Annotated in this window: 14 protein-coding genes; 9 read left to right on the top strand and 5 right to left on the bottom strand. The window is 69.7% G+C overall.

Annotated features, from left to right (window positions below; genetic code table 11):
• Window positions 1–150 precede the first annotated feature (150 nt).
• Window positions 151–900: an SAM-dependent methyltransferase gene (locus tag ACTMTF_RS22710; protein ID WP_441112493.1), complete on the bottom strand. Its 750-nt coding sequence runs from the start codon at window positions 898–900 to the stop codon at window positions 151–153.
• A gap of 538 nt (window positions 901–1,438) precedes the next feature.
• Here ACTMTF_RS22710 and ACTMTF_RS22715 point away from each other — a divergent pair.
• The gene (locus ACTMTF_RS22715; protein ID WP_441112494.1) at window positions 1,439–2,914 is read left to right on the top strand and encodes a hypothetical protein; all 1,476 of its coding nucleotides are present in this window, start codon (window positions 1,439–1,441) and stop codon (window positions 2,912–2,914) included.
• Complete coding sequence (locus ACTMTF_RS22720; RefSeq protein ID WP_441112495.1) at window positions 2,854–4,068, top strand: hypothetical protein; 1,215 nt, start codon at window positions 2,854–2,856, stop codon at window positions 4,066–4,068. Before ACTMTF_RS22715 ends, ACTMTF_RS22720 begins: the two co-directional genes overlap by 61 nt.
• A 39-nt stretch (window positions 4,069–4,107) precedes the next feature.
• On the opposite strand, the gene ACTMTF_RS22725 is transcribed toward ACTMTF_RS22720, so the two are convergent.
• On the bottom strand, window positions 4,108–5,034 hold the full coding sequence (locus ACTMTF_RS22725; protein WP_441112496.1) for an MBL fold metallo-hydrolase: 927 nt from the start codon (window positions 5,032–5,034) through the stop codon (window positions 4,108–4,110).
• A gap of 109 nt (window positions 5,035–5,143) precedes the next feature.
• Here ACTMTF_RS22725 and ACTMTF_RS22730 point away from each other — a divergent pair, with 109 nt between their 5' ends.
• On the top strand, window positions 5,144–5,557 hold the full coding sequence (locus ACTMTF_RS22730) for a single-stranded DNA-binding protein (protein ID WP_441112497.1): 414 nt from the start codon (window positions 5,144–5,146) through the stop codon (window positions 5,555–5,557).
• A 1,241-nt stretch (window positions 5,558–6,798) separates the two neighbouring features.
• Here the strand turns inward: ACTMTF_RS22730 and ACTMTF_RS22735 are convergent.
• On the bottom strand, window positions 6,799–8,283 hold the full coding sequence (locus ACTMTF_RS22735; protein WP_441112498.1) for a DUF1015 family protein: 1,485 nt from the start codon (window positions 8,281–8,283) through the stop codon (window positions 6,799–6,801).
• Window positions 8,284–8,383: 100 nt separating this feature from the next.
• On the opposite strand from ACTMTF_RS22735, the gene ACTMTF_RS22740 reads away from it, so the two are divergent.
• Entirely contained in the window at window positions 8,384–8,806 is a 423-nt protein-coding gene (locus ACTMTF_RS22740) for a tetratricopeptide repeat protein (protein WP_441112773.1), read from the top strand.
• Between the two features lie 316 nt (window positions 8,807–9,122).
• Here ACTMTF_RS22740 and ACTMTF_RS22745 read toward each other — a convergent pair whose 3' ends face one another.
• Window positions 9,123–9,563 (bottom strand): TipAS antibiotic-recognition domain-containing protein, encoded by a 441-nt coding sequence (locus tag ACTMTF_RS22745; RefSeq protein WP_441112499.1) that lies wholly within the window; start codon window positions 9,561–9,563, stop codon window positions 9,123–9,125.
• Between the two features lie 77 nt (window positions 9,564–9,640).
• Here ACTMTF_RS22745 and ACTMTF_RS22750 point away from each other — a divergent pair, with 77 nt between their 5' ends.
• Window positions 9,641–10,612, top strand: a complete 972-nt coding sequence (locus tag ACTMTF_RS22750; protein ID WP_441112500.1) for an HAD-IIA family hydrolase — start codon at window positions 9,641–9,643, stop codon at window positions 10,610–10,612.
• A 13-nt stretch (window positions 10,613–10,625) separates the two neighbouring features.
• Here the strand turns inward: ACTMTF_RS22750 and ACTMTF_RS22755 are convergent, their stop codons facing one another.
• A complete protein-coding gene (locus tag ACTMTF_RS22755) occupies window positions 10,626–10,973 on the bottom strand; it encodes an SCP2 sterol-binding domain-containing protein (RefSeq protein WP_441112501.1) in 348 nt (115 codons plus the stop codon).
• 125 nt (window positions 10,974–11,098) lie between these two features.
• On the opposite strand from ACTMTF_RS22755, the gene ACTMTF_RS22760 reads away from it, so the two are divergent.
• The 4 genes from ACTMTF_RS22760 (at window position 11,099) to recN (ending at window position 14,783) form a co-directional block, all read left to right on the top strand.
• Entirely contained in the window at window positions 11,099–11,257 is a 159-nt protein-coding gene (locus ACTMTF_RS22760; RefSeq protein ID WP_397013461.1) for a hypothetical protein, read from the top strand.
• Window positions 11,254–12,066 carry a TlyA family RNA methyltransferase gene (locus ACTMTF_RS22765; RefSeq protein WP_441112502.1) on the top strand — a complete coding sequence of 271 codons (813 nt, stop codon included), beginning with the start codon at window positions 11,254–11,256 and terminating at the stop codon, window positions 12,064–12,066. The genes ACTMTF_RS22760 and ACTMTF_RS22765 overlap by 4 nt, the downstream gene beginning before the upstream one ends.
• Window positions 12,063–12,962 (top strand): NAD kinase, encoded by a 900-nt coding sequence (locus tag ACTMTF_RS22770; protein ID WP_441112503.1) that lies wholly within the window; start codon window positions 12,063–12,065, stop codon window positions 12,960–12,962. The genes ACTMTF_RS22765 and ACTMTF_RS22770 overlap by 4 nt, the downstream gene beginning before the upstream one ends.
• An 81-nt stretch (window positions 12,963–13,043) precedes the next feature.
• Window positions 13,044–14,783: a DNA repair protein RecN gene (gene recN / locus ACTMTF_RS22775; RefSeq protein ID WP_441112504.1), complete on the top strand. Its 1,740-nt coding sequence runs from the start codon at window positions 13,044–13,046 to the stop codon at window positions 14,781–14,783.
• The last annotated feature ends 21 nt before the right edge of the window (window positions 14,784–14,804 follow it).

The raw sequence follows: 14,804 nt of genomic DNA on the forward strand, positions 1-14,804 counted from the left end.
CGGGAGGGTGTGGGAGAGTAGGTCACCGCCGGACAATCTTTCAGGTAGGGCTCCGACACTTTGGCTGTCGGGGCCCTACCTGCTTTTTGAGGGGGTTCCACACCTGCGGGTGCGGAACCCCCTTTTTCTGCGTTGTGAAAGTTCTTGGGCTCAGTGGTCACTGGCTTGGCGCACGACAAAGGTGCCCCAGCCCAGGTGTTGCCGGCCGTACTCCAGATGTGAGGTTCTTGAGCGGGACAGGAAAGTGCGTATCTCGGCGACCTCCGGGTCGGACGGGTTGTCGCGCAGCCAGTCGCTGAGTGTCCACCATTGGCTCGCCACGTATCTGTCCCAGTCGTCAGGACTGGCCAGAATCATTTCCAGGAGCTCGAACCCCGCCCTTTCGAAACGCTCTGCCGTGCCGGCCAGAGAGGTGAAGGTGTCCTCGGTCACGCCCAGAGAGGTGCGGGCTTCCGGTGGTGGCGGTGTGACCCAATAGCACTCGCCGACCAGGGCGATGCCGTCAGGGCGAAGCGGGCGGCGCATTATGTCGAGCGTGCCGGCCAGGCCGTCGCCGATCCAGGTCGCGCCGATGCAGGAGACGATGTCGTACGACTGTGGTTCGTCGGTGTACGAGGCGGCGTCTGCTTCGACGAAGCGGACTCGGTCGGCGACCTCTTGCTCGTGGGCGCGTGCCTGCGCGGCCTCCAGGAACACCTTGCTGATGTCGACGCCAACGCCCTGCGAGCCGTACTGGGCGGACCAGAGGGTGAGCATTTCGCCCTTGCCGCACGCCAGGTCGAGGTGGCGGGTGCGTGGGGTGATGCGGCAGATCTCGCCGAGTTGTCGGAGCTTGTTCTCGGTGAGCGGATTGAGAATGCGATGGCGTGACTCGGCGATTTCGTGGAAGCGCAGGGACATGAGGTCAGTTTCGCGAATCTCCTGGCGCCGGGCGACTGGATATCCGGCGTGCGTCCGGCGCTCGCGTGCGCTGCGGCTTGCTAGGCTTGTGTCACCGGGCCACCCCACCACGGGTGGCCTTCGTCGCGTAAGGCCTTCGACAGGCGGCGACCAGCCACGGCGGGCCGCCGTACAGAGCAAGGGTCCGCTGAGTGAGCCAACGAAATGGACCTAGAAGTGAACAGAGATAGCGGATCGGACGGCGGACAGCGCAGTCGCGGCGACCACGAGGACGGGCGCTCCAGCGGCGGTGACAGGAGCGGCGGCGGCTACGGCTCCCGCGGGCGCGAGGAGCGCGGCTCCGGGAGCGACCGTCCGTCCCGCTCCGACGATGGCGGGTCACGTCCGTTCAGTCGTGATGACCGCGGGCCACGGCGTGATGAGGGAGGGCGCGGCGACCAGGGGCCGCGCCGGGAGTACCCGCGTAGTGACGAGCGGCGTCCTTACCAGGATCGGAGTTCCGGTTCGCAGGGACGTGGCGAGCGGGGCGCAGGGCGTGATGACCGCGGTCCTCGCGCCGGAGGCGGTCAGCGTGATGACCGCGGGGGCGGTTACCGCTCGGACCGTGGCCCTCGTGCCGAGGGCGGTCCCGAGCGCCGGCCGTACCGTGATCGGGACGATCGTGGTGGGGCTTCTGGCGGTGACCGTCGGCCGTTCCGCGATCGCGATGATCGTGGCCCTCGGGCAGAGGGCGGTGCCGAGCGCCGGCCGTTCCGGGATCGGGATGATCGTGGTCCCAGGCGTGAGGGTCCCGATCGTGGGCCGCGTGCGGAGGGTGCTGCTGGTGAGCGTCGCCCGTACCGTGGGGGCGACGACCGGGGTGGCTACCGCGGCCCTCGTGCCGAGGGTGGCGATCGTGGTCCTCGTCGTGAGGGTGGCGAGAGCCGGCCTCCGTTCCGTGCGCGGGACGATCGCGGCGGCACGTCCGGTGGTGAGCGTCGGCCGTTCCGGGACCGGGACGACCGCGGTCCCAGGAGTGAAGGCTCCGACCGGGGGCCGCGTAGCGACTATCGCTCCGATCGTGGTCCTCGTAGTGAGGGTGCCTCGGGTGGTGAGCGTCGGCCGTTCCGGGATCGTGACGACCGTGGGCCACAGCGTGGGGGTGGTTTCCGCGACGATCGTGGGGGCTCCTCCGGTGGTGACCGTCGGCCGTTCCGGGATCGGGATGATCGTGGTCCCAGGCGTGAGGGTCCCGATCGTGGGCCGCGTGCGGAGGGTGCTGCTGGTGAGCGTCGCCCGTACCGTGGGGGCGACGACCGGGGTGGCTACCGCGGCCCTCGTGCCGAGGGTGGCGATCGTGGTCCTCGTCGTGAGGGTGGCGAGAGCCGGCCTCCGTTCCGTGCGCGGGACGATCGCGGCGGCACGTCGAGCGGTGAGCGTCGGCCGTTCCGGGACCGGGACGACCGCGGTCCCAGGAGTGAAGGCTCCGACCGCGGAACTCGCGGCGAGGGCGGTTACCGCTCCGACAGGGGACCTCGTGCTGAGGGCGGCCCTGAGCGTCGGCCGTTCCGGGATCGTGACGACCGTGGGCCTCGGAGCGACTTCCGGTCCGATCGTGGTCCTCGTAGTGAGGGCGCCTCGGGTGGTGCGCGCCGGCCGTACCGTGATCGCGATGATCGTGGGCCGCGCCGCGAGGGTGGCGAGAGTCGGCCTCCGTTCCGTGCGCGGGACGATCGCGGGGGTTCGTCCGGTGGTGAGAGCCGGCCGTTCCGGGATGACCGTGGTCCCCGCCGCGAAGGCGGATATCAGGGCAATGACCGGTCGCGGCCGTTCTCACGGGACTCACGTGATGAGCGTCCCGACAGTGGCACCCGCGCCAGGTACGGAAGGGACGACCGTGAGGCGGACGCCCCGCCGCGCGAGCCGCTGCCCGAGCTTGAGCCGGACATCACGGCTGACGAGCTCGACAAGGAAGTGCGCGAGGAGCTCCGGTCCCTGCCCAACGACCTGGCGGAGCTGGTCGGCCGGCACATGATCGCCGCCGAGCGCGCTCTGGAGCAGGACGATCCCGACAAGGCGTACGAGCACACCAAGGCGGCCCGTAGGTTCGCGGCCCGCATCGGTGTCGTACGTGAGGCGGCCGGTATCGTCGCCTACCGTGCGGGGCACTTCTCCGAGGCGCTGAGCGATCTGCGTGCCGCGCGGAGAATGACCGGTTCGGATGCGTATCTGCCGATCATGGCCGACTGCGAGCGGGGGATGGGCAGGCCAGAGCGCGCGCTCGACCTGGTCCGTTCGCCCGAGGCTGAGCGTCTTGACCGGGCAGGCCGTATCGAGCTGTCGATCGTCGAATCCGGCGCCCGGCGCGACCTGGGGCAGAATGACGCCGCCGTCATCACGCTCCAGCGCCTGCCCGAGCTGCGTGATCCGCAGGCGAAGCCCTGGTCCGCGCGGCTCGCTTTCGCTTACGCCGACGCGCTGGCCGAGGCCGGGCACGAGGAGGCGGCCACGGACTGGTTCGCCAGGGCGATGGCCTTCGACGAGGACGGTGAGACGGAGGCCGCCGAGCGGTACGCCGAGCTGACCGGTGCCGTCATCGAGGACGTCGAGGAGGAGTTCGACGACGACGATGACTTCGAGGATGCCGAGCTTTCGGTGTCCGAGGAGGATGGCGACCGCCTCGAAGGGTCCGAGGCGGAGGAGTCCGACGAGCTCGACGACGATCCGGAGGAAGCGGAGGCGGTTACGGAAGTCGCTGCCGCTCCGGCTGGGGATTCGGGCGGCTCGGAGGCTGCCGACCGAGGCGATGTTCTGGACGAATCCAGGGACGTGGAGCGAGGCGACGTTCTGGACGATCCGCGTGAAGCGGACCGGGACGACGTTCAGGACGGGCTGAAGGAAGCCGAGTCCGGCGACTTCCCGGATGATGCCGATCTGGAAGACATTCAGGATGAACCGGCCGGTGCCGGGTCCGGCGACCTTCTGGATGATGCCGAGCCTGACGATGCTTCGGATGGTCAGGCGGCTGCCGAGTCCGGTGCTTCCCCTGCTGCGGAGCCGGAGAAGATCATGGAGCTCGGCGCTCCGAACATCACGCCGGCTTTCATCGAGCCGGACTTCGGTGACATCCTCGACCAGCCCGATGAAGGGCCTCAGGACGCCCCGAAGCGCGATAATCGCGACAGTTAGGCCTTCATGCGGGTACGGCTTCCGTACCCGCATGAAGAGTTACGGCGAGACGCGGTCGAGCCAGTGGAGGATGCCCGCGACGTTCGAAGGAGCGCCGCTGAGGAGTTCGAACTGCTCGGCCGTGCCGTCATTGGCGGTGAGCGCGCTGTAGCGCTCCTTGGTGCGGTCGCGGACCATCGCGACGGCATGATCGAGGTCCATGCCCTCGGAATGGGCCTGGCGGGTCAGATCCACCCAGACGCGGAGTTCTTCCGCAGATCGTTCGAGCGTTTCACGTACGGCATCGACCGGTCCGTAGTGGCTGAACAGGAGCCGCTGCGGACCGAGCGCCTCGAACAGGGCGATCGAGTCGAGTGCCGTCTGCAGGTCGAAGTCCGGCGGAGGTGTCGCGGGGCGCAGATCGCCGGTCTCGGGCATGTAGACGCCCGCGGCGTCGCCGACATAGAGGTCGCCGGTGGTGGAATCGATCAGGCCCACATGGTGCTTGGCGTGGCCGGGCGAGTAATGGCTACTCAGTGTCCTGCCGTTGCCGAGGTCGATGGCTCCGGTGTCGCCCAGCGCGACGATGCGCTCGGCTTCGGTGGGGGACAACTCGCCGAAGAGCGTGTCGAGACGATCTCCCCACACCATCCGGGCGCTGGCCATCAAACGGGACGGTTCGGCGAGGTGCCGTGCGCCCTTCTCATGTACGACCACCTGCGCGGATGGGAAGAATTTGGCGATATCGCCTACTCCGCCCGCATGGTCCAGGTGAATGTGCGTGACGACCACCGTGGCGAGGTCCTCCGGCCCCACGCCCAGCGAGGCCAGCGCGTCGCGCACCACCGGCGCGGACGTCGAGGTCCCGGTCTCCACCAGGCAGGGGCGATCACCGAGGATCAGGTAGCCGGCGGTGATTCCGGTGTAGCCGGCCATCTTCGTGTCGATCTCATAGACGTCGCCGCCTAGGGCGGTGATGTTGTCCACAGGCACTCCCGAGCCGCGTCGGCTGTCCCCAGAACGGCATTCGAGCCGAACCGGCTTCCTCCTCATCGTAGAGAGTGATCTCCACCACGACATCAATGGGAGGACGACAGTGGACCGCAACGAGGTCTTGCTGGTGGGGCGGCTGTCGGCAGCGGTCGAGGACCGGTGCCTGCCGAGCGGCGACATCATGACGAAGTGGCGCCTGCTGGTGCGCCGCCGCAGGCGCGGGCAGCGCGGTGGCGTCCACACTGACAGCATCCCCTGCGTCACCTTCGCCCCGGAGGCGGCCGATCTCGTCCGCAACCTCAAGCCCCGAGACGCCATGGAGATCACGGGCGCCTTCCGTTGCCGGATCTACGGGCCGACGGGGGCGAAGATCTGGTGCTACGAGGTGGAGGTCAACACGGCCAGAGCGATCGACGCCGAGGCCTTGCCCCTGCCCCGGCCGGAGTCCTCAGCCGAACCTGATCCACCCGAGACGCTGCAGCCCCGGCCGGTGGCCTACCTCGCTGAGGCGAGTTGATGGCGAAGGCGCGTTGGGGTGGTCGGGTCGAGGACTTCGGTCGCAGTTAGTTCACGCGGGCTCCCGGTGCTCGGCGTTGTGGAGTGAGCGCCCGGTTGGAAACGCCGGGCCCCGCCGATCAGGTTCGCGACCGTTGAGATCGCGAGGGGCATTCGCGCGCACGCTATCGCACGGTGGGAACCGTAGAGTCTTCTGCTCTGTCGTAGGTCACTGGACGGACCCCACCGGCGCTGGGATCTGCCGTGGGTCGCTGTATTTCTCCTTCGAGGCCGAGGGGGCGTGCTCGCGGCGCTGGTGAACCGTACGGTTGCCATTGTTCGGGCGAACGCCTTTCTTGCTGGCAAGACCTTGTCTTGCCGGTCAGCGCCAGGGAGAAGGCCGTCAAGCGCGTCGAGAGGACGGCACGGTGATGCAGGCTGCCGCCGACAACGCTGCGGCCACCCTGGCATCGCGGTAATCCGGACGGAGGCGCGTCCTGGTATCGCGGTAGTTCGGAAGGAGACGGTCGACATCTTCGCCGGCACGGTGAGGGATCCTCTGGTGCGGGCGGCAGTGCCAGTCGGCCCGGGTTGCGGAAGTCCGGAGCATTTGCCGCGCCAGAGGTCGATGGGTCCCAGGCGACGGTGGCGGCAGGGCGGTGCATCGAAGCCGGTGGACTGAAGGGCGGTGGGCCGTGTGGTCGGGTGGAGCCTGCACAGTTGTCAGACGTCGTGCGTCTCCGGAAGGAGCCGGCTGAGCCTGAGAATGTCCACCGAGATTTGGCGGCGGGTCATGGCGGGAGAGCCCCCGGCCAGCCTGAGCGTGGGCGTCCCGGTCTGAGTGCTCGGGCGCAACGCCGTGCGCGCTAGGCACCTGAGTCGGACAGCGGCTGCGCCGGAGAGACACGCTGGGGGAGGCGCGTCCGAGTTGCCATACGAGGATGGTGCGCCAACCCGGGGAAAAACGGTGCGCCAACTCGGGGAAAAGGGGCGAACCAACCCCCTCGGTCTGCCGCGCTTTCACACCTGAGAACTTCCAAAGATGAATGCGTCGTGGCAGCTCCAAGGTGCCCGTGCCGTGAGAAACGACCAGGAAGTCCATGGTCGGGTTACTTCGCTGTGGGTCTCTTGCCGGCGGTCCAGGCGTTATTGACCTTCTGTGGTCGCTTGGTCGGCGGCTCGTGAGGTTGGCTTGGTCGGTCAACTGGTGGGGCCGCTTGGGTGGTCAGCTGTCTGTCTGGTTGGTTCAGCCGTCTGGTTGGTTCAGTCGGCGGCGAAGGTGCGGAGGACTAGGCCCGTCCTGGGTTTTGGGCCGAAGGAGGTGGATTTGCGGGGGACTCGTTCACCGCCTGCCGCGACTGCCAGGACGTCGTCCATGGCCAATGGCTTGAGGATGACGGCGGTGCCGCCTGTGGCGACGGCCAGTCCCGCGGCGGCCTCAGCGTCGTGGTGCACGATGCGTACGGTCTGTTCGTTGTCCTCCAAGCCCCAAACCTTCGGCAGTACGAACTCAGAGAGTACGGAGGTGTTCAGCGAGTTCCATCGGTCGGAGTGGTCGGCGGGCATGGCGAGGGCGAGCTGTACGGGATCGGGGTTGGTGATGAGGTGGACGCCTCCCTCGCCGGTCAGCAGGAAGGCGGGCTCGACGGCGGAATCGAGGGCGGCCAAGCCCTGTTCGAGGTCCTCGTGATCGTGGACGCGCCATGATCCCTTCGCCCGGGCTACGGCCTCCTCCAGCGGGAGGTCGGGGATGACCCGGTGGATCGCCCGGAGGTTGGGTGCGTACGTGGTGGAGTCCACGAGCAGGGCGAGGCCGAAGTCCCAGGGGCTCGACTCGCGCCGGCTCGATCTGGGCATCCCGGGGTCTGTACGGGACTCTGCGTCCGGAGTGTCCGTACGGGACTCTGGGGCCGGAGTGTCCTCATGGGGTGAGGTTGTGGTGGTGTGGGTGAGGTGCTGCTGGCGTTGGAGGACGCGGTACGTCGCGTACCTGTGGTGGCCGTCGGCGATGAGGGCCTGACGGGGGTGCAGGTCGGCGTTGATGGCGTCGATCTCTGCCCGGTCGGTGATGGCCCAGAGGCGGTGGGTCAGGCCGTCGTCCGTATGGGCGGTGATGAGGGGTGGGCGGGTTGTGGCCACCTCGTCCACCAGGGTCGTGGCCGCGCCGTGGTCGCCGTCGTAGAGAAGGAAGATGGGTTCGAGGTTGGCCTGTGTGGTGCTCATGAGGGCGAGGCGGTCCGTGATGGGGCCGGGGAGCACGTCCTCGTGCGGCAGGATGATGCGCTGCGCGGGGTCCGTCAGGCCCACGTCCCCGATCAGTCCGCGCTGGAGGACGTCCTGGCCGCGCTGCTCGTAGACGTACAGGGCCGGGTGCTCGTCGCGGGCGAGCACCCCTGACTTCAGCCAGGCCAGCAAGGTGTTGCGGGCCTCGCTGTACCGGGACGGGGCGAAGCTTGGGGGGCGAGTAGGTGAGTTATGGGTATTTGTCTCGCTGGCTGGTCGAGGAGCGTCAGGGGACTGGGGCAGATGTTCGACGGGGGCGTCCGGTGCGGGCGGGGCGGGAAGGATGAGACGGACGACGTTGTTGGGATGGGCGTCCAGCAAGGTGTGGACGTCCCCGTCCGAAATCAGGTCGTACGGTGGGGAGGTCACCTTGGCGGGATCATCAACGGCGAAACGGACACCCCGGAACGGGCGTAGCACGAGCCCATCCGGAATCGGCAGTTCGGAAATCCCCATACCGGGCATGCTGCCATAAACCCTTGAGCCTTTCCGTAGTAGCCCCGACGCCACGACGGCGTCCGATTCCGCAGGAAATCGTCGTATGTCGAAGAAGGAGAGCTCACGTATGGTCCAGGGCGGAAACGTACACGATGACTCCTATGGGACCCCAGGCGGTGACGTCTACGACTGGTACCAGCGTGGGGTGAAGTTGTTGCAGGAAGGCAGTCCGGCTGCCGCCGCCGCGCTGCTGGAGCGGGCCGCCGATGCTGAGCCCGACTCGCGCAGCATCCGGGAGGCGCTGGCCCGGGCGCAGTTCAACTCTCGGCAGTACGTCGAGGCGGCCAGCAGCTTTCGCCAGATCGTCGATGCGAACCCGGCGGAGGACTACGCCTATTTCGGGCTGGGTCTCTCGCTGTGGCGCACAGGTGACATCGAGGGGGCGCAGGAGCCGCTGGCCATCGCTGTGGCCATGCGGCCCGACGAGAACCACTACGTGTCGGCCTTGAAGAGTGTGCGGGCGACGCTTCGCGCGCGGCGGGAAATGTAGTTCTGGGAGAGTTCGGGCATCGGCCCGGTCGCGCGATGAGGGCGACTCTCCGGCGGGAACAACGCGCCCGGTCGGCGTTGCTCCCCACCCGTCCAGGCTCGACCCCTCCAGGCCGGACCTGACCATGACCAGTCCAGGTCGGACTACTCGACTTGGGCAGGCCCGCCCGGCTCGATCCGACCAAGCTGGGCCTGACCAGGATCATTTTGACCCGTCTAGGCCCAACTCGACCCGACCAGGCTCTCGTCCGGCCCGGACGGTGCCTGGGTGCGGTCTGGGCCGGGGTGGCGGTCAGGATGGGGTCGGTGTGGGGTGGTCAGGAGTCGTTGCGGGTGGCGTTGGCCAGGATGGCGTCACGGTAGTAGGCCGCCAGGCCGGGGGCCGTCTGGTCGATGCTCGCCGTGAAGCGCGGGTCCGCGACGTACATCTCGCCGAGACCCCGGTGGATGTCGTACCCGCACGGATAGCACCAGCGGGTGATGTGCGCCCGGTGCTCCTCCGCCAGGCTCATCGCCTGCTCGCCGGTCGCCGGGGCGCCGGTCCGCATCAGGGCCGCCAGCCGGTCGGAGATGTCCGCCGCCTCGGCGGTGAAACGGGCCCAGTCCTGCTTGGTCATCGACTTGGTGCGGGCGGCCGACTCCTTCCACGCGTCGGTGCCGCCCCATCGCTCCTCAGCCTCGGCCGCGTACTCCTCCGGGCGGAAGTCACCGAAAAGCTCCGCTTTATCCTCGGTGGTGAGATTGAGTTCCATGGACATGGTCAGCCTCCTCTTAGGTGGGTTCGACGCCGAGGCTAGGGTCTGACGCGACGTGAGGGTCAACGGAATGAGGCGCGGTGCTGATCGACGGCTATGACACCCTGCTACTGGACCTGGACGGGGTCGTCTATCTGGGCGATCGGGCGGTGCCCGGGGCTCCATCGGCGTTGGAGGAGGCGCAGCGGCGTGGCGTGCGGCTGGCGTACGTGACGAACAACGCCTCGCGGACGCCGGCCGCCATCGCCGCGCACCTGCGCGCGCTGGGTGTGCCCGCGGGCAGCGCCGACGTCGTCACCTCGGCGCAGGCTGCGGCGCGGCTGGTCGCCGAGAGGGTTCCGGCGGGATCCAACGTGCTGGTGGTGGGCGGGTCGGGGCTCCGGCTGGCCGTACGGGACCAGGGGCTCAGGCCGGTCAGCACGGCGGCGGACTCGCCCGTGGCGGTGGTGCAGGGGTTCGCGCCCGGTCTGTCGTACGGGCTGCTCTCGGAGGGGGCGCTGGCCGTCCGGCAGGGGGCGCTGTTCGTGGCCTCCAACGGCGACAGCACGATGCCCACGGGGCGCGGGGAGCAGCCGGGCAACGGGTCCATGGTGCGGGTGATCGCCACGGCCACCGGGGTGGAGCCGGTTTACGCGGGTAAGCCCGATCCGCCGCTGCACCGCGAGTCGATGATCCGTACGGGGGCGCGACGGCCGCTGGTGGTGGGGGATCGGCTCGACACCGACATCGAGGGCGCCGTGAACGCGGGCGTCGACGGGCTGGCGGTGCTCACGGGCGTCTGCACCCCGCTCGACCTGCTGACGGCGCCCGCCGCCCGCAGGCCGACGTACGTCGGCGAGGATCTGTCCGCGCTGCTGCTGCCCTATCCGGACGTATGGCACGGCGTCTGCGGAGGCTGGCGGGCCGGCTGGGTGAACGGCTCGCTGCGGCTGGAGGGAGACGGCAGCCGGATCGACGGGCTGCGCGCCGCCTGCGACGCGGCCTGGGAGGCGGCGGGGGCGGGGAGCGCCGAGGAGGACGCGGTCAAGCCGGTGCTCGACCGCATCACCTGATCAAGTCGAAGGCTCAGAGGAGGCGGCGCAACCGGAGGAGGTCGCCGAAGCTCGCGTCGATCTTCACCCGGCCGCCGAACAGCGCGCGGCCCAGGTCGAGCTCGCCGTCGACCAGCGAGATCAGGTCGTCGCTGCGGATGGTGATCTTGACGTCGGCGGGGTTGCCGCCGGCCGGCGCCTCCTCCACGAACGGGTCCAGCCCTCCGTGGTGCAGGCGGCCGTAGAAGACGACGCCGAGGTCGGACACCCTGCAGCTGACCGTACGCTCGACCACGTGCTTGGCCCGGTCCGCCTCGTCGATCTCGTCGAACTGGGCGACGAGCTTGACCAGTGCCGCCCGGCACTCCTCGACGCTTGCCATGATGCCTTCCCTTCTGCCTTCTTACGGTCCGTAGCGTTCCACATCGCGGTCACCCGTACGAACCTCCAACGACTGACACCCCTTCCGAGGTCCCGGACGCTCGTGCGAGGCGTTACCGTCGTGTCATGAGTGAGCTGCCAGAGGAGACCGGCGACGAGCGGGTCGACGCGGTCCTCGCCGGGCTGGCCCGCCTGGCCGAGTTGCCGGTGAGCGACCACGTGGCGGTCTTCGACGAGGCGTTCTCCGGGCTGGAGGCCACCCTCAGCGCCGTGGACGCCCAGTGAGCCGCAGGCTCCGGCTCGACAGCGAGCTGGTGCGACGCGGCCTGGCCAGATCGCGCGAGCAGGCCGCCCAGCTCATCGAGACGGGCCGGGTCAGCGTGGGAGGCAGGCGCGCGGCCAAGCCCGCGACCCAGGTGGACACCGCGTCTGCCATCGTCGTCGCGGAGTCCGCCGACGGGCCCGACTACGTCTCGCGTGGCGCGCACAAGCTGGTCGGGGCCCTGGACGCGTTCGCCGGGCTGTCGGTGGAGGGCCGCCGTTGTCTGGACGCGGGCGCGTCCACCGGCGGGTTCACCGACGTGCTGCTGCGCCGCGGAGCCGCGTGCGTGCTCGCCGTCGACGTCGGCTACGGCCAGCTCGCCTGGCCGCTGCGCAGCGACGAGCGGGTGACGGTCATGGAGCGGGTCAATGTGCGCGACCTCACGCCCGAGCTGGTCGGTGAGCCGCCGACGCTGATCGTCGGCGACCTGTCGTTCATCTCGCTGCGGCTCGTGCTGCCCGCCCTGGTGACGGTCGCGGCGCCGCGGGCGGACTTCGTGATGCTGGTGAAGCCCCAGTTCGAGGTGGGCAAGGAGCTGGTCGGAGCGGGCGGCGTGGTGCGCGATCCCGAGCTGCGCGCCGGCGCCGTGCGCGAGGCCGCCGCCAAGGCGCGGGAGCTGGGCCTGACCGTGCGCGGCGTCGTCGCCAGTCCGCTGCCCGGACCGGCCGGCAATGTGGAGTACCTTCTCTGGCTGGGCAAGGGTGAAGGCGAGCCGCCGGTCGCCGACCTCGAGACCGAGATCCGGCGGGCCGTGGCGGAAGGGCCGCAATGAACCGGACAGTGCTGGTCACCGCGCACACCGGACGGGAGGCCGCCATCGACAGCGCCCGCCTGGTGATCGACCGACTGCTTGAGGCGGGCATTCGGGTCAAGGTTCTCGACGTGGAGGCGGGTGACCTCGGCTGCCATGGCGCGGAGGTCGTGATGGGCGAGCCCAGCGCCGTCAAGGACGCCGAGGTCATGATCGTGCTCGGCGGCGACGGGTCGCTGCTGCGTTCGGCCGAGCTCGCCAGGCCCACCGGCACCCCGCTGCTCGGCGTCAACCTCGGCCACGTCGGCTTCCTCGCCGAGGCCGAGGTGGCCGACCTGACCGACGCCGTCGACAACGTGGTCGCGGGCCGCTACGACGTCGAGGAGCGCATGACCATCGACGTGCTCGCCAGGCAGAACGGCCAGATCATCGCCGACACCTGGGCGCTGAACGAGATCACCGTGGAGAAGCAGGACCGCATGCTGGAGGTGGTGGCCGAGATCGACGGCCACCCGCTGTCCCGCTGGGGCTGCGACGGCGTGATCTGCGCGACTCCGACCGGCTCCACCGCCTACGCCTTCTCCGCCGGTGGTCCGGTGGTGTGGCCGGAGGTGGAGGCCATGCTGATGGTGCCGATCAGCGCGCACGCGCTGTTCGCCCGGCCGATGGTCGTCTCGCCGCGCTCCACGCTCGCCGTCGAGATCCTGCCCGACACGCCCGGAGGTGTGCTGTGGTGCGACGGCCGCCGGCGCTTCGACCTGCCGTCGGGCGCGCGGGTGGAGGTCCGGCGCGGCACTGAGCCGGTACGGCTGGCCCGCCTGCACGGTGTGGAGAGCACCGGCGCGCCGTTCACCGACAGGTTGGTCGCCAAGTTCGAACTACCCGTTCAGGGGTGGCGCGGAAGGGTGCGACCCTGAGTCAATTGAGGCGCGAGCGCGTAGGATCACATGCGCACAGGTGTTCGGAACACGCCTGAGAGGTTCGCCGAGCGCGTGATCATGAAACACGGAAGTGACGGGAGTGGGCAGTTGCGACCAAGGGTCGAGGAGGTCCGCATCCAGGGACTCGGCGTCATCGACGAGGCCGTGCTGGAGCTTTCGCCGGGCTTCAACGTGGTCACGGGCGAGACCGGTGCGGGCAAGACGATGGTCGTCACGGGGCTCGGGCTGCTGTTCGGCGGCCGGGCCGACCCCGCGCGCATCCGCCCGGGCGCCGACAAGGCCACCATCGAGGGCACGCTCATCATCGAGGGCGGCGGCCGCGTCGCCCAGCAGGTCGAGGACATCGGCGGCGAGGCGGAGGGCGGCGAGCTCATCATCGCCCGCACCGTCTCCGCCGAGGGCAGATCCAGGGCCTGGCTCGGCGGCCGCACCGTGCCCGTCGGCACCCTGACCTACCTCGCCGACGACCTGGTCGCCGTGCACGGCCAGATGGACCAGCAGCGCCTGCTCCAGCCGGCCAGGCAGCGCGCCTCCCTCGACCGCTACGCCGGCAACGACCTGGTCAAGCCACTGCGCGCCTACACACAGGCCTACAAACGGCACAAGCAGGTCGCCGCGTTGCTCGACGAGCTCACCACCAGGGCCAGGGAGCGATCGCAGGAGGCCGACCTGCTCCGGTTCGGCCTGCGGGAGATCGAGAAGGTCGACCCCAAGGCGGGCGAGGACAAGGAGCTGCTCAGCGAGGAGGAGCGGCTCTCGCACGCCGACGCCCTGCGCAGCGCCGCCACCACCGCCCACACGGCGCTGCTCGGCGACCCGATGGAGGCCACCGGCGGCGCGCACGACGTGATCTCGCTGCTGGGTGAGGCCCGCACGGCCGTCGAGGCGGTGCGCGACTTCGACACCCAGCTCGCCGACATGGCCGACAGGCTCGCCGAGGCCGGTTACCTCATCTCCGACGTGGCCACCGACCTGGCCGCCTACGCCGAGTCGATCGAGAGCGACCCCGCCCGGCTGGCCGCCGTACAGGAGCGGCGCTCGGTGCTGACCGGGCTCATCAGAAAGTACGGCGAGGACAGCGCCTCGGTCCTGGCCTGGGCGCAGGAGGCCGCCGGCCGGCTGACCGAGCTCGAGGGCGACGACGACCGCATCGGGGAGCTGACCCGCGAGCACGAGGAGCTGACCGAGCGCCTGACCGAGCTGGCCGCCGAGCTCACCCGGATCCGGCAGGCGGCCGCCGAGCGGTTCGGCCAGGCCGTCACCGACGAGCTCACCGCCCTGGCCATGCCGCACGCCCGGGTGACCGTCCAGCTCTCCCAGGCGGCCGAGTTCGGCCCCGACGGCATCGACGAGGTGGAGCTGCGGATGGCCGCCCACCCCGCCGCGCCGCCGCTCCCGCTCAACAAGGGCGCATCCGGCGGCGAGCTGAGCCGGGTCATGCTCGCGATCGAGGTGGTGTTCGCCGGCGCCGACCCGGTGCCCACGTTCGTGTTCGACGAGGTCGACGCCGGGGTCGGCGGCAAGGCCGCGGTCGAGATCGGGCGCCGGCTCGCCCGGCTGGCCCGCACCGCGCAGGTCATCGTCGTCACCCACCTGCCACAGGTCGCGGCCTTCGCCGATCAGCACCTGGTGGTGGAGAAGGCCGGCGACGGAAGCGTGGTGCGCAGTGGCGTCGTCACGCTCAATCACGAAGGTAGGGTCAAGGAGCTGTCACGCATGCTCGCCGGCCTGGAGGACTCCGAGCTGGGCAGGGCACACGCGGAGGAGCTGCTCGGCCTGGCCGCGAATGACCGGTGATCCTGCGTGACATAGCGGACA

The organism is Nonomuraea sp. ZG12 (assembly GCF_052068115.1).
Taxonomy (GTDB): Bacteria; Actinomycetota; Actinomycetes; order Streptosporangiales; family Streptosporangiaceae; genus Nonomuraea.

What these genes read in the sequence shown, in the direction of transcription:
- ACTMTF_RS22745 (WP_441112499.1), bottom strand. Translation starts at nt 9,563, where the DNA reads ATGTCCATGGAACTCAATCTCACCACCGAGGATAAAGCGGAGCTTTTC.
- ACTMTF_RS22735 (WP_441112498.1), bottom strand. Translation starts at nt 8,283, where the DNA reads ATGCCCGGTATGGGGATTTCCGAACTGCCGATTCCGGATGGGCTCGTG.
- ACTMTF_RS22760 (WP_397013461.1), top strand. Translation starts at nt 11,099, where the DNA reads ATGAGTGAGCTGCCAGAGGAGACCGGCGACGAGCGGGTCGACGCGGTC.
- recN (WP_441112504.1), top strand. Translation starts at nt 13,044, where the DNA reads ATGAAACACGGAAGTGACGGGAGTGGGCAGTTGCGACCAAGGGTCGAG.
- ACTMTF_RS22755 (WP_441112501.1), bottom strand. Translation starts at nt 10,973, where the DNA reads ATGGCAAGCGTCGAGGAGTGCCGGGCGGCACTGGTCAAGCTCGTCGCC.
- ACTMTF_RS22715 (WP_441112494.1), top strand. Translation starts at nt 1,439, where the DNA reads ATGACCGCGGTCCTCGCGCCGGAGGCGGTCAGCGTGATGACCGCGGGG.
- ACTMTF_RS22710 (WP_441112493.1), bottom strand. Translation starts at nt 900, where the DNA reads ATGTCCCTGCGCTTCCACGAAATCGCCGAGTCACGCCATCGCATTCTC.
- ACTMTF_RS22770 (WP_441112503.1), top strand. Translation starts at nt 12,063, where the DNA reads ATGAACCGGACAGTGCTGGTCACCGCGCACACCGGACGGGAGGCCGCC.
- ACTMTF_RS22740 (WP_441112773.1), top strand. Translation starts at nt 8,384, where the DNA reads ATGGTCCAGGGCGGAAACGTACACGATGACTCCTATGGGACCCCAGGC.